Source organism: Paenarthrobacter sp. NPDC092416 (assembly GCF_044755025.1).
In the GTDB taxonomy this organism is placed as follows: domain Bacteria; phylum Actinomycetota; class Actinomycetes; order Actinomycetales; family Micrococcaceae; genus Arthrobacter.
In genome coordinates this window covers 201,231-215,217 of the sequence record NZ_JBIVQG010000003.1, presented here as the reverse complement: position 1 = coordinate 215,217, position 13,987 = coordinate 201,231, and the positions used below count along the sequence as shown (strand labels likewise).

Annotated in this window: 11 protein-coding genes; 7 read left to right on the top strand and 4 right to left on the bottom strand. The window is 62.9% G+C overall.

Annotated features, from left to right (window positions below; all coding sequences use genetic code 11):
- Positions 1–48 precede the first annotated feature (48 nt).
- Both ACIQC5_RS08725 and purU read right to left on the bottom strand, forming a co-directional pair.
- Positions 49–2,541, bottom strand: a complete 2,493-nt coding sequence (locus ACIQC5_RS08725) for an FAD-dependent oxidoreductase (RefSeq protein WP_400280537.1) — start codon at positions 2,539–2,541, stop codon at positions 49–51.
- Positions 2,542–2,590: 49 nt separating this feature from the next.
- Positions 2,591–3,505: a formyltetrahydrofolate deformylase gene (gene purU / locus ACIQC5_RS08720; RefSeq protein ID WP_400280535.1), complete on the bottom strand. Its 915-nt coding sequence runs from the start codon at positions 3,503–3,505 to the stop codon at positions 2,591–2,593.
- A gap of 119 nt (positions 3,506–3,624) precedes the next feature.
- Between purU and ACIQC5_RS08715 the strand changes: the two genes are divergently transcribed.
- From ACIQC5_RS08715 to ACIQC5_RS08705, 3 genes are all read left to right on the top strand, one after another.
- A complete protein-coding gene (locus ACIQC5_RS08715; protein WP_400280533.1) occupies positions 3,625–4,305 on the top strand; it encodes a GntR family transcriptional regulator in 681 nt (226 codons plus the stop codon).
- A 162-nt stretch (positions 4,306–4,467) separates the two neighbouring features.
- Positions 4,468–5,382 carry a pyridoxal 5'-phosphate synthase lyase subunit PdxS gene (pdxS, locus tag ACIQC5_RS08710; RefSeq protein ID WP_400280531.1) on the top strand — a complete coding sequence of 305 codons (915 nt, stop codon included), beginning with the start codon at positions 4,468–4,470 and terminating at the stop codon, positions 5,380–5,382.
- Between the two features lie 15 nt (positions 5,383–5,397).
- Positions 5,398–5,613, top strand: coding sequence for a hypothetical protein (locus tag ACIQC5_RS08705; protein WP_400280529.1), 216 nt, complete (start codon positions 5,398–5,400; stop codon positions 5,611–5,613).
- A gap of 115 nt (positions 5,614–5,728) precedes the next feature.
- Here ACIQC5_RS08705 and ACIQC5_RS08700 read toward each other — a convergent pair whose 3' ends face one another.
- Positions 5,729–6,661, bottom strand: coding sequence for a LysR family transcriptional regulator (locus ACIQC5_RS08700; RefSeq protein ID WP_400280527.1), 933 nt, complete (start codon positions 6,659–6,661; stop codon positions 5,729–5,731).
- Between the two features lie 158 nt (positions 6,662–6,819).
- Here ACIQC5_RS08700 and ACIQC5_RS08695 point away from each other — a divergent pair, with 158 nt between their 5' ends.
- Both ACIQC5_RS08695 and ACIQC5_RS08690 read left to right on the top strand, forming a co-directional pair.
- Positions 6,820–8,124 (top strand): SRPBCC family protein, encoded by a 1,305-nt coding sequence (locus ACIQC5_RS08695; RefSeq protein WP_400280525.1) that lies wholly within the window; start codon positions 6,820–6,822, stop codon positions 8,122–8,124.
- On the top strand, positions 8,121–9,536 hold the full coding sequence (locus ACIQC5_RS08690; RefSeq protein ID WP_400280523.1) for a ferredoxin reductase: 1,416 nt from the start codon (positions 8,121–8,123) through the stop codon (positions 9,534–9,536). The genes ACIQC5_RS08695 and ACIQC5_RS08690 overlap by 4 nt, the downstream gene beginning before the upstream one ends.
- A 41-nt stretch (positions 9,537–9,577) precedes the next feature.
- Here ACIQC5_RS08690 and ACIQC5_RS08685 read toward each other — a convergent pair whose 3' ends face one another.
- The gene (locus ACIQC5_RS08685) at positions 9,578–11,731 is read right to left on the bottom strand and encodes a glycogen debranching N-terminal domain-containing protein (RefSeq protein ID WP_400280521.1); all 2,154 of its coding nucleotides are present in this window, start codon (positions 11,729–11,731) and stop codon (positions 9,578–9,580) included.
- A gap of 295 nt (positions 11,732–12,026) precedes the next feature.
- Here ACIQC5_RS08685 and ACIQC5_RS08680 point away from each other — a divergent pair, with 295 nt between their 5' ends.
- Entirely contained in the window at positions 12,027–12,362 is a 336-nt protein-coding gene (locus tag ACIQC5_RS08680; RefSeq protein ID WP_400280519.1) for a hypothetical protein, read from the top strand.
- A 106-nt stretch (positions 12,363–12,468) separates the two neighbouring features.
- Positions 12,469–13,860, top strand: coding sequence for a cryptochrome/photolyase family protein (locus ACIQC5_RS08675; protein WP_400280517.1), 1,392 nt, complete (start codon positions 12,469–12,471; stop codon positions 13,858–13,860).
- Positions 13,861–13,987: the final 127 nt, after the last annotated feature.

Sequence of the window (13,987 nt, the reverse complement as noted above, 5' to 3'; positions counted from 1 at the left end):
CGAGGGGGGAGGGCCCGGGCCGCATGCCCTGGGCCGCTGCGCCGGGTGTTAGCCGCGGAGCCGGCTCATGGTGGGGTCGTACAGCGGATCTTCGGTGACGGTGGCCTGGATGCGGCGGCCGAAGTACTCGATTTCCACGGAATCACCCAGTGAAACAGCGGCCGGCAGGTAAGCGTAGGCAATGGGCTTGCGGACCGTGTAGCCGTACGCTGCGCTGGTGACGTAACCCACCGCCTGGTCCTTGTAGAACACCGGTTCCTTGCCCAGCACCAGGCTCCTGCCGTCGTCGACCGTCAAGCAGCGCAAGCGGCGGGCGGAGCTTTCCTCGCTGCGTCCTTCCAGGGCGGCCTTGCCGACGAAGTTCTCCTTGGTCATCTTCACGGCGAAGCCAAGGCCCGACTCGTAAGGGTCGTGTTCGGTGGTCATGTCCGTGCCCCAGGAACGGTAGCCCTTTTCGAGGCGCAGTGAGCTGAAGGCCGCGCGTCCTGCTGCGATGACGCCGAACGGCTGGCCGGCTTTCCACAGGGCGTCCCACAAACGCTGACCGTTGTCTGCGCTGGTGTAGAGCTCCCAGCCGAGTTCGCCCACGTAGGACAGCCGCATTGCGGTGACGGTGACGCCGCCGATGGTGACCTTCTTGGAACGGAAGTACTTCAGGCCGTCGTTGGAGAAGTCATCGTTGCTGACCGTGCTGATGAGGTCACGTGCCAGCGGGCCCCACAAACCGATGCAGCAGGTGCCACCCGTGGTGTCGCGGACCTGCACCCAATCGCTGGCCGTGCCGTTTTCTGTCTGGTGGCGGGCGGCACGCTCGAAGTAGGCGGTGTCGATGTTGCCGTTGGCGCCCAGCTGGAACAGGTCCTCGCTGAGGCGTGCCACGGTGATGTCGCTTCGGATGCCGCCGGCGTGGTCCAGAAGCAAGGTGTAGGTGACGGCGCCCGGCTTCTTGGACAGGTCTCCGGTGGTCAATTCCTGCAGCAGCTTCAGGGCGCCGGGGCCGGAGACCTCGAGGCGCTTCAGCGGTGTCATGTCGTACATGGCAACTGCTGTGCGGGTCTTCCATGCTTCTGCCGCGGCGATCGGAGAGCTGAACATTCCGGACCAGGCGTCGCGGGCCGGCGGCTGCCAGTCGTCCGGCATTTCCTTGAGCAGTTCGGCGTTTGCTTCGAACCAGTAGGGGCGTTCCCAACCGGCACCTTCCAGGAAGTAACCGCCCAGCTGCTTGTGGCGGGCGTGGAAGGGGCTGACGCGAAGGTTGCGGGGAGAAAGCTTGGGCTGGAGCGGGTGCAGGACATCGTAGATTTCCACGAAGTTCTGCTGGGAGGTCTCGCTGACATACTCGGGCGTCAGCTGGACTTCTTCGAAGCGGTGGATGTCGCAGTCACCCAGATCGATCTGGGACTTGCCGGTGGTCAGCAGTTCGGCAACGGCGCGGGCGATGCCGGCGGAGTGGGTGACCCACACGGCTTCGGCCACGAAGAAGCCGTCCACTTCCTTTGATTCGCCAACCAGCGAGCCGCCGTCCGGGGTGAAGGAGAAAATGCCATTGAAGCCATCCTCGATTTCGCTTTCGCGGAGGGCCGGCAGCAGCTGCTTGGTGGCTTCCCAAGCCGGGAGGAAGTCTTCCAAGGTGAAGTCCAGGCGGGAGGGCATGTTGTGTTCGCTGATGCTTTCCGGCGCGTACGTGCCGAGCTCATCAAGGTCCACGGGCATGGGCCGGTGCGCGTAGGACCCGATGCCGTAGCGCTCGCCGTGCTCGCGGTAGTAGAGGTCCTGGTCCTGGTGGCGCAGGATGGGCAGGGAAGCGCCATTGGGCAGCTCGTTCTTGCCCTGCTGCGCAGGCACGGGCGTGGTCTTCACGTACTGGTGTGCCAGTGGGAGGAGCGGAACGGACATCCCGATCATCTCGCCGATCTTGGCGCCCCAGAAGCCGGCGCAGGAAACCACGATGTCTGCGGGAATGACGCCGCCAGCGGTCTCGACGCCGGTGACGCGACGGTTTGACTGCTCGATTCCGGTCACCTCGGTGTTGCCGATGTACTTCACGCCTGCAGCTTCGGTGCGCTTGATGAGCAACTGGACGGCGCGGGCGGCCAAGGCCAGGCCGTCGGTGGGCACGTGGAGGCCACCCAGGATGTCTTCCTCGTTGATGAGCGGGTAGAGCTCCTTGCACTCGTCGCGGGTAAGGATCTTGCCGTCGATGCCCCACGACTGTGCGTAGCCGAGCTTGCGCTTCAGGTCAGCCAGGCGGGTCTCCGTAGTGGCCACCTCGAGGCCGCCCACTTGGTTGAAGCAGCTTTGGCCGTCCTCGGTCAGGGACAGCAGCTTCTCCACCGTGTACTTGGCGAAAAGTGCCATGGACTTTGACGGGTTGGTCTGGAAGACCAGGCCCGGGGCGTGGGACGTCGAGCCACCGGGCATGTTGAGCGGTCCTTGGTCCAGGACGGTGATGTTGTTCCACCCGCGGGTGACCAGTTCATCGGCGAGGTTGGTGCCGACAATCCCGGCTCCAATGATGACAATACGAGGCGTGGATGCCATGGAAGATTCTCCTGCAGAAGTTCGTGTGTGGGCTGGTACGGCGGGTGGCTTAGCGGAAAACTACTGTGCTGGTCTGGTCCAGCAGGACGCGGTGTTCACAGTGCCACCTGACAGCGCGGGACAATGCCAGGGCTTCGGCATCCTGGCCCACTGTTGAGAGTGTGGTGGGGCCGTAGCTGTGATCGACGCGGATGACTTCCTGCTCGATGATCGGTCCCTCGTCCAGATCTGCTGTCACGTAGTGGGCGGTGGCACCAACGAGCTTCACACCGCGGTCATAGGCCTGGTGGTACGGGCGGGCGCCCTTGAAGCCGGGCAGGAACGAGTGGTGGATGTTGATGGCGCGCCCTTCCAGTGCGCGGCACAAGTCATCCGAAAGGACCTGCATGTACCGGGCCAGCACCACGAGGTCTACGTTGTATTCCTCCACCAGGTCCAGGAGGCGTTGCTCAGCGTCGGCCTTCGTGTCCGGGGTGACGGGAATGTAGACGAACGGCAGGCCCGCGGCCTCAGCCATGGCCCGGTGGGTTTCGTGGTTGGAAGCAACCACCACCAGGTCGCCGCCCAGGCTGCCGCCCCGCCAACGGAAGATGAGGTCGTTGAGGCAGTGCCCGAACTTGGACACCATCACCAGGACCCGCTTCTTGGTTTGGTCGTGGAAGCTGAACTTCATTTCGAAGCGGTCAGCAATCGCACTGAATTCCTCTTCGAGCCGGGCCGGTGAGTAGGACAGCGGGCCGGAAAAAGCGGTTCGCAGGTGCAGCGTCTGGCGGAGGCCGTCGTCGAACTGCTGGTGTTCTTCGATGTTGAAGCCACGCTCAAACAGGAAGGTAGTGACTGCCTGAACGATTCCGGCCCGTTCGACGCACGACAATGTGAGTACGAATTTCTGGGCTTGCTCGTCTTTGAGCAATTCCGGCTTCGGCAGGGTGCTTACGGGGGAATCTGTCGCCATGAGGGTCATGTCGCCTCCTTTAGATATATTCTTGTGTCCTGAACTGATATATTACGATGGGAATCAGCGTATACTGGTGTCCGAGGCAGGTCAATAGATTTTTCGGTTTTGAAGAAGGGGCTGGCGCTGTGGCTTTTGGAACTCTTGCAACCGTCGGCGATGCCGCCAGGAAATCTTTGGCTGACATCGCCTACGAGCGGCTGCGCGACCGGCTGCTGATGCTGGAAATCAAGCCCGGCGACCTCCTTAATGATGACCAGCTCGCCAAGGACCTGGAGATCGGACGCACTCCAGTGCGCGAGGCCCTGAAGCGGCTGGAGCTGGACCGGCTCGTGATTACTTACCCGCGGCGGGGGACGTTTGCCACTCGCGTGGAAGTTACCGATCTGGCTTTTATTTCCGAGATTCGGGCCCAATTGGAACCCCTCGCCGCCGCACGCGCAGCACGGGTTGCCTCGGCTGCCACCCGGGAACACCTGCGGGACGTTATGCGTGCGGTGGAGGACTTTGATGTCAGCGCCGCGTCGGTGGTTGAAACACTGAGGCTCGACGCCAGCGTTCACCAGGGAATCTATGCGGCGGCTGCGAATCCGCACCTGGAAGACGTGCTGATTCGCTACGACAATCTGGCCACGCGCATCTGGTGCATGGTGCTGGACCGGCTCCCGGATCTTGAGCATCACGTGCGCGAGCACCTGGACCTCCTGCGGGCCGTCATCGACGGGGATGAAGAAGAAGCTGCTGAACTTGCCCGCGTCCACGTCAGCGGCTTCGAGCGCGCTGTGCGCCAGGCGCTCTTCGCGGCATAGGGCTGCCCTGCGCATTCCGGGCTGTTGACTCTCTGGTTGACCGGTTGCATACTGGACTTCCCACTAATATATCACCCGGATATCAGGCGGCATCGGCATCTGGCCAGCGTTCGGTCCGGGCGCTTGTGATGCAGTCACAGCCTTCAGCCCTTGGAGTATCGCGTGTTTAACAGACCCCTCCTTTTCGAACACATTCCGCTCACGGGCAGCAGCCGCGTTAAGCGGGGCATGGCGGAGATGCTCAAGGGCGGCGTCATCATGGACGTCGTTAACGTCGAGCAGGCCCGCATCGCCGAAGACGCCGGTGCCGTCGCCGTCATGGCGCTCGAGCGCGTCCCGGCCGATATCCGCGCCCAGGGCGGCGTGTCCCGGATGTCCGATCCCGACATGATCGATGCAATCATCGCCGCCGTGTCCATCCCGGTCATGGCCAAAGCTAGGATCGGCCACTTCGTTGAAGCCCAGGTCCTGCAGTCCCTCGGTGTTGACTACATCGACGAGTCCGAGGTCCTGACCCCGGCCGACTACATCAACCACATCGACAAGTGGAACTTCACCGTTCCCTTCGTCTGTGGCGCCACGAACCTTGGCGAGGCGCTGCGCCGTATCAACGAGGGCGCGGCGATGATCCGTTCCAAGGGCGAGGCCGGTACCGGTGATGTTTCCAACGCCACCGGGCACATGCGCCAGATCCGTGCCGAGATCGCCAAGCTTTCGGCTCTTCCGGAGGACGAGCTGTACGTTGCGGCCAAGGAGCTGCAGGCCCCGTACGAACTGGTCAAGGAAGTTGCCGCCACCGGTAAGCTCCCGGTGGTCCTCTTCACCGCCGGTGGCATCGCGACCCCGGCTGATGCTGCGATGATGATGCAGCTCGGCGCCGACGGCGTGTTCGTCGGTTCCGGGATCTTCAAGTCCGGCAACCCGGCAGAGCGCGCCGCCGCCGTAGTGAAGGCCACTGCTTACTACGACGACCCCGACGTGATCGCCAAGGTCTCCCGCGGCCTGGGCGAAGCCATGGTCGGCATCAACGTCGACGACATCCCCCAGCCACACCGCCTCGCAGAACGCGGCTGGTAGGGCTAAGCGTTGGACATGAAGCCGTTGAAGACCGTGGATGGCCGCGGCTTGCGGGAGGATTGGGCGATGTTGACGGGCCACACGGTTGAGGTGTGGCTCTCGGATGACCACGTTCTCACCGGGGTGGTGGAGCAGGCATCGGACGACGACTCCGTGCTGTGGATCGCCGCCGCAGGCCCTTCCACCAGGAGGTTGTTCGATAAGTCGACCGGCTACCAGGTCTGGGCCTGAGCGCCTCCTGAGTCAGACCCGCCAGGGTTCCTGGAGCCACCATCGCCACGGAGCTGTGGCCGCCCGCGCCACGCTGCTGGGGCCGCCCGCGCCTTCCCGCCGATACTTGCGCTTCTCAGAGATCGTCTTCAGGCCGGGCGGCGAGGATCCGATTCGCGCTGATCTGCAGGATGCCGAGTGACTCCTGGATCAGGGGCGATGCGATGCTGCCCCTGCGCACCGCAGCGACAATACGGCGAGTGGGCTTCCCCTTGCCCGTAATGCGCAGTCGAACCACGTTTTCGGCACTATGCAGGGGAGCGAGTCGCGGCAGCAGGCCCACGCCCAGCCCCGCACCCACGAACGCGATTTGGGTCTCCCATTCAACGGCCTCATGGGCAATCCGCGGTGTCACCCCGACTGCCGTGAATGCCGCGGTGAAGAGGGCGTGGTAGGTGGAGCCGGCGGCCTCGGTGATCCACGGCTCCGATGCCAGCTCTTCGAGCGTCACTGTTTCCCGCGATGCCAACGGATGGTCAGCCGGAATGATCACATCCAGGGGATCGTCGAGTAGAACGGTCTGCTCGAAGCGCGGATCGTCCTCACCATATGTTTCGGACTGCATGGCGACGATGACGGCGAGGTCGATTCGCTCGGCAACCAACAAATCGAAGCAGCGGGCCGGGTTGGCTTCGAGTACCTGCACCTCCAGCTGGGGGCGTGTCGAGCGCAGGGTGGCCGCCAGCGGCGCGAGCAACTGGGCGGCCGCCGTCGAGAATCCGCCGAGGCCAAAACGGGACTGCACCTGGTCGCCGGCCTCCATGGCTGCGGCGCGCAGGCTCTCCCAGTCGGCAATGAGGGTGTCCGAGCCTGCCACGAGAAAGCGGCCTGTGGCGGTCAGACGCACACCCCGGCCGTCCTTCGTCAGCAGTTGCATTCCCAGTACGCGCTGGAGCTCCCGCAATTGCGAAGAGACGGCGGAAGGAGAGTAGCCTGTGAGCTCCGCGGTTGCGCTTATGGTGCCGCACCGCGCAAACACTCGAAGTGTGATGAGCCTTGCATCGATCATGCACCTATTGTGCATGGTTATCTTCTAAATATTGCGCTTTTGTTGCAGATCAATCGTCCCTAATCTCATACTACGAAGACTTCGATAACGCCGGTCGCGACGATGCACCTGCGGTCCCCACAAAATGCACACTCACCCAGCCTCCCGGGAGGAAACCCATGACTGCTCCAGTGAACTTGCCCCTCAAATCACGCGGAAAATTCGCCTCATCGTTGCCTGCTGAGCAGCTGGCGGAAATCGCCGGGTTGTTCGAGTTCCGGCGCACGGGCTACTCCCTCGATGCCCCCTTCTACACAGATCCGACGATTTTCAAGATCGACATGGAAGCCATTTTTGGCCAGCACTGGATCTTTGCCGCCAGCGTGGCCGAGCTGCCGGAACCGGGAGACTACGTCACGGTCGATTACGGGCCCTACTCCCTGATCGTGCTGCGCAACGACGACGGCGATGTTAACGTCCTGCACAACGTGTGCCGTCACCGCGGCGCCCGCGTCCTGACCGAAGCCGCGGGGTCAACGGGAAACCTGGTGTGCGGCTATCACTCCTGGACTTACTCTCCCAACGGCGATTTGATCCACGCCTCGGCACCAGGGGAAACCAAGTTCGACAAGAGCTGCTTCGGCCTCAAGCGCGCTCACAGCCGCGTGGTCGCCGGACTCATCTTCGTCTGCGTTGCGGACGAACCGCCGGCGGATTTCGACGAAACCTCCAAGATTTTCGAGCCTTACCTCGCGCCCCACGATCTCTCGAAGACGAAAATCGCCTACCAGCAGAACATCATCGAGGAGGGCAACTGGAAGCTCGTCATGGAGAACAACCGTGAGTGCTACCACTGCGACGGCCACCCGGAGCTGGCCTGTTCCCTCTTCCCCACCTGGGGCCTGACGGAAGGGCTGATCCCGGCCCACCTCGAGGAAGTGTGGGACCGCAACAAGGAAGCAGAGTCCTCCCTTGAGGAGCGTTGCCGCCGCTACGGTCTCCCCTATGAGGTGGTGGAGGAGCTTGACACCCGCATTGCGGGAATCCGCATCTCCCGGGAACCGCTCGACGGTGAGGGCGAATCGTTCTCGCCCGATGGGCGCAGGCTCTCCAAGAAGCTGCTCGGCGACTTGCCGGACTTCCGTCTTGGCCGCTGCTCCATGCACCTGCAGCCCAACAGCTGGTTCCACTTCCTGGGGGACCACGTCATCACGTTCGGCGTCTTCCCCATCAACGAACACCAGTCACTGGTTCGCACCACCTGGCTGGTGGCTGACGACGCCGTGGAGGGTGTCGACTACGATCTGGACAAACTCACCTACACCTGGAAGCAGACCAATCTGCAGGACAAGGCGTTCGTTGAGCTGTGCCAGAAGGGCGCCGGCAGCCCCGCCTACGAGCCCGGCCCGTACATGAAGAGCGAATACCAGGTGGAGGCGTTCATCAACTGGTACGTCCAGCGTGTGCAGGAGCACTTGGCATGATCGAACTCCTCACAAAGACGGCAATTCAGGAACCTCAGCGCATTCGCGGTCTTGAGATGCCGTGGAACAGGGTGATGGGCAGCACCGAGGGTCCTGCCGGCGCTGCCCGTGCATTGGGCCCTTGGCATCCGCAGGAGTTCATGGCCGAATGTGTCGAGACCGTTCCCGAGGCGGGCGGCATGATGACTTTCGTGTTCCGCCGCTGCGACGGTGCGCCCCTGGCGTTCCGTGCGGGCCAGTACGTGAACGTCGCCTTTCCAGTGAACGGCGAGGACCAGGATCCGGCGGACCGCAGCTACTCGCTGTCCAGTTCGCCCACAGAGCCATGGACCTTCAACATCACCGTTAAATGCGACCCCACTGGGCTCGTCTCACCGTGGGTGCATGAGAATGTCAAACCCGGCACGGTGCTCGAGATGCTGGGACCGGTCGGGGCATTCCACCTGCCCGACGCCGACCGCAGGGCACGGTACCTCTTGCTGGCCGCCGGCGCAGGGATCACCCCCATCATGTCGATGGTTCGGACCATCCACTCCCTGCCGGGACAGGCCGATGTTGTGGTGCTTTATCACGGATCTGAGGCCGGAGGCTTTGCTTTCCACAAGGAGCTGGCCTACATCGCCTCCGTGGACTCGCGCGTCAAGGTCTTCTACTCCTTGGGCGACCGCAGCAAACCTGAAGGGTGGGAAGGGCTCAGCGGGCGACTGACCGCAGCCATGCTCGAAGAGGTGGCCCCCGATGCCAACGGTCGCCAGGTCTATGCCTGCGGTCCCGAGGGTTACCTGAACACCGCCACCGAGCTCCTGGGGAAGGTGGGCGTCGACGACACCTCCATCTACATGGAATTCTTCTCTGGAGATCGCCAGACGCTCCTTGAATACCAGGCGGAGCTCGCGCATGCAGCGGACATCGCCGAGGAAATCGCAGAGGAAATCGCGGATTCCGCGGAGGACTACTTCGAAAGCCAGCCCACCGCGTTCGGACTCTACGAGCCTGGCTATGACGCCGAGGGAACTCTGAAGGCCACGGGGCTGCCGCTGGAAACGGTCGACCCCGACGCACCCGGTTCTGAAGACCCCGACGGCGGTTCGGGCACGGCGCCGGAGGCCGATTCGCCTGATGCCTCGAGCTTCGACACCGTGGGAACGGGAAGCCTTACCCTGTCCTTCATGCGCACGGGCCTCAATGTGCGGATTGACCCCACCGAGCATATCCTCGGGGTGGCCCAGCGTGCGGGGGTCAGGATCGGCGCGAACTGCAAGGAAGGCATGTGTGGCTCCTGCAAGGTGGTCAAGCTTTCCGGGGAGGTCGAGATGAACCACCAGGGCGGGATCCGGGCACGGGAAATCGATGCAGGCAAGTTCCTGCCTTGCTGCTCCACCGCACAGACCGATTTGGTCATTGATGCGTAGGAACCCGGAAGAGTGCCTGGGAAGGCGCTCTTCCGGGCTTTTTACTTTTCCGGCTTCTCCAGGTGCGCCTGTTCCAACAGTTCTGTGAGCCACGGCCGCTGCGCGTGGTGGAACGTCAGCCCATCCGGCAGGCCTTGGACCGTGGAGTCCGAGCCGGAGATGTCGATGGTGACACGTCCACTTCCCATTGGGGCGTTGCTGATGTGCAGCTCACCGTAGGACTCCGGTAGAACGGGGTCCAGCCAGACGCCGCCCAACGAAATGTGGGCGTCATAGCGCATGAGGCCCGTGACCAGTTGTATGGGGGTGGTGGCAGCCCATGCTTGGGGTGAGCAGGCGGTTGGATAGGGAACCGGTTCGTTGAACTGTTTCCGGTCGAAGCCGCAGAAGAGTTCTGGAAGGCGTCCGCCCGAAAACTCGGCGGCTTCCAGCAGGGCTGTGGCAATCCTTTGTGCTTCTTCCACAAATCCGTACCGCAGCAGTCCCTGGACAATCAGGGCGTTGTCATGCGGCCAGACCGATCCATTGTGATAGCTCGCCGGGTTGTAGGCGCCCATGTTGCTGGCCAGCGTCCGGACTCCCCATCCGCTGAACATTTCGGGAGACATCAGGTGCTCCACCACAGAGGGGGCTTTATCCTCATCCACCAAGCCAAACCACAAACAGTGGCCCATGTTCGAGGCGCATGCGTCCACAGGCCGTTTGTCGCGGTCCAGCGCGACGGCGTAATAGCCCTTGTTCGGAAGCCAAAAGTCTTCGTTGAACTTCTGTTTGAGGCGATCCGCGCGCTCCTGAAGCTCCGCAGCCAAGGTGAGGTCGCCGTCGTCGTAGGCCATCCAAGCCCGGGCTGTATACGCGCCGTGCACGTACGCCTGGACTTCGCACAGCGCCAGAGGCGGTTCCGCGAGTGTGCCATCGGCAAAGTTGATGCCGTCCCAAGAGTCCTTCCATCCTTGGTTGATGAGCCCGTGCACATTGGGGCGACCGTACTCCACAAAGCCGTCGCCGTCCCGGTCGCCGTAGTCGCGGATCCACTCAAGGGCGCGGTCGGCGTTGGGCAGGAGGGCGGAGATGGTGTCCTTGGAGAAGCCCCAGCGGCTGATCGATCCCAGGACAATAACGAAGAGCGGCGTTGCATCAACGCTGCCGTAGTACGTGGACTTTCCGCCGAGAGCGAGGCCACTGGAGACGTCGAGCCTTACCTCATGCAGGATCTTGCCGGGTTCTTCCTCGCTGGCCGGATCCACTACTGTTCCCTGGCGGTCGGCTAACGTACGGAGCGTCCCCAGGGCGAGGGAGGGATCGACGGGCAGGGCCATCTCGGATGCCCAGAGTGAGTCGCGGCCGAACAGTGTCATGAACCAAGGAGCGCCGGCGGCCACCACCACCCTGTCCGGATGGTCCGGATCCTGGATCCTGAGGGCGCCGAGGTCCTCGTAGCTGCGCCGCAAGGTCCGCTCGATGGATCGATTGCCCATGTGCAGGACGGGGATCTTGTCCACCCACTCCTGCCGACGCCGGTCGCTCGGCGACATTTCCCCGCGCGCCGGGTGGGCGAACGGCGCCAAGGCCCCATTGGCGGCGGGCATCACGCTGACACGGGTGCTCCATTGCCCGTAGGGCGGAATGCTCGTCCTGAAACCCAAGGCCTTGGCTCCGACACCAGCTCCTTCGGCGCGGATCATCACACTTTTCCTTACGCCTTCCCATTGCCCCCGGATTTCCAGCGAGTCCCCCTCCATGCGTCGCGTTTCTTTCCATTCGCGGGTGATCCGGGCTTCCTTCACTTCAAAGAGATCCGCAAAGTCGGCCTCCACAGCCAGCGTGATGCTGCACTCGGCCGGTTGTTTGGAGTAGTTTCGGATGGTGATTTCCTCGAGGATGCCGGCACCGACTTCGCGGAGTCGCTCAACCAGCAGGGGACTGTCAGCGTAGCCACCTGATCGTGGCACGCGGCCTGCGAAGAGAGCCCGGTACGGCTCCTTGGTTTCTGCCGCCAGGGGTTCGACGGGCTGGCCGTTGATGGTCAACTCCCAACGGGACAGGATGCGGGTATCCAAGTGGAAGACGCCTTGCGGCAGGTCAGGCCGAATATCTCCGTTGGCTGCAGAGATGCAGAAAGCGGAGCCTTCAACGAGTGTTACGGTGCCGGAGCCAAGGGGGCCAGCGGCGGTGTCTGCGTTCCATCCAGCCACTTCTTGCCTCCAATCATCACGCCCGGATTACTCATCCAGCTGAGGGGACATGGTTTCCGGGGTGTGTGGCTGTATCCGAAGCTACGCCGAACTTGAGGATGGCACCAGAGCCTGCGGCCGGTTGCCTGCGGCCTGGGTTTGGGCCCGCGCTTCGGCAGAGGGGGCATTGGCTGCCGGCAACACAGAGTTAATCTGTTTCCCGGTTACTCCGGAGTACAGGGGGTCTATCATAGGGACAGGATCACACGCTGATGCAGCCCGGCGGACCTGTTTCTTCCGCCCCCGGAGGCCCGCTATGACCGACGCCCAAATCCAGAGTTTCCTTCAAGACTGCGTGGTGCTCGAAGACGACACCGACCAAGGCTTGGATCTTGAGACCATCTACGGCCTGTACATCAGTTGGTGCGTCCTTGGCCGCAAGGTGCCCATCCCGGACGACGCGTTCCGAACCGCCCTTGATCGTCATGGATTGAAGCACACCAAGCACAAAGGCCTGAGGATGTACCCCGGTTTGCGGATGGTTGGTCCTGCTGCCAGGGACTATATCGTCAACAGTGTGCCCATCCTGACGGAATCGGACATGCCTGCCTGGTCCGATTCAGACGACGACCCCGTTCCGTCCTTCGGCTGACCCGCCCGGAGTTCGGCTGACGCGTCCGGAGTTTGTGTACAGCTGGAGCCTTTAGGATGCCTTCTTGGGGTCAACAGCTGGACACAAACTCGGAAGTGGGTACTTGGTGAAGCCATCGATCGTATGGTTCCGTGATGACCTCCGGGTCAGGGACAACCCGGCCTTGCGTGCAGCCGTGGACGACGGCGCCGCGGTTGCCCTCTACGTCCTGGATGAAGAATCGCCAGGCATCCGGCCCTTGGGTGGCGCCGCCCGCTGGTGGCTGCATCATTCCTTGACGGCGCTCCGTGAGGAACTCGCCGCACTTGGAGTGCCGCTGTTGCTGCGCCGCGGCGGGGCCTTGGACATCGTCCGGAAAACGACGACGGCGATCGGGGCCGGCGCGCTCTACTGGAACCGCCGTTACGGCTCTGCCGAGCGAACGGTCGACGCCGGGATCAAGGCTTGGGCGCGTGAGTCAGGTGTGCACGTCTCAAGTTTTCAGGCCTCGCTGCTTCACGAGCCGTGGGAAGTGACCACCAAGACGGGTGGCCAGTACAAAGTTTTCACGCCGTTCTGGCGGACCGTTTCAGCGCAGGATTTCCGTGAACCGTTGGCGGTGCCCGCAAAGGGCCACGGCTTTGAAGGCGAACTTCCCGCCTATGATGACCTGGCGTCCTGGCACCTCCTGCCCACCAAGCCCGACTGGTCCGCGGGGCTGGCGGAGATGTGGACGCCAGGTGCAGCTGCCGGACACAAGCGGCTTGCCACGTTCGTGGCGGACGGCCTTGCCAACTACAGCGAGGGCCGGAATCGTCCGGACACGGATGGCAGCAGTTGCCTGTCACCATACCTGCGATGGGGAGAGCTCAGCCCTTTCGAGGTGTGGCACGCTCTGGGGTCCAAAGGCTCGGAAAGCGTCAGCATTTACGCTTCCGAGCTGGGCTGGCGTGAGTTCTGCTGGCACCAGTATTTCCACAACCCGCAACTGGCCACAGCCAACCTGCGCACCGAATTTGACCGCTTCCCGTGGGCATGGCCGGGCAGCGACGGCAGTAACAGCAAACATCCTGGCCACGAAACTGCACTTGAAGAACTCCGTGCCTGGCAAAAGGGCCGAACCGGTTTCCCCATGGTCGACGCCGGGCAACGGCAACTCTGGCACACGGGGTGGATGCACAACCGCGTTCGCATGGTTGCCGCCAGCTTCCTGGTGAAGAACCTCGGCATCCACTGGCAGCTCGGGGAGCAGTGGTTCTGGGACACGCTGGTGGACGCCGATCCAGCGTCCAATCCGGCCAACTGGCAATGGGTGGCCGGATCCGGGGCAGACGCGTCGCCGTTCTTCAGGATCTTCAACCCGGAGGCACAGCGGACCAAGTTCGATCCCCAGGGCAAGTACATTGCCCGGTGGCTTCCCGAGTTCGGTACGCCGGACTATCCGGAGGAGATCGTGGACTTGAAGACAACGCGGCAGGATGCGTTGGAGGCGTACAAGGGGCTGAAAGAGGTCCACTGACCCGCTGCGAAACATCCCTCTGGAAATTAGTAGGAAGTCCGAGTATATTCGGGATCAGAGATGACCTGGATCACAACCTGAGGCGTTCCCGCCGTTAACCGGAACAAGCGGCGCGGCAATCATCCAC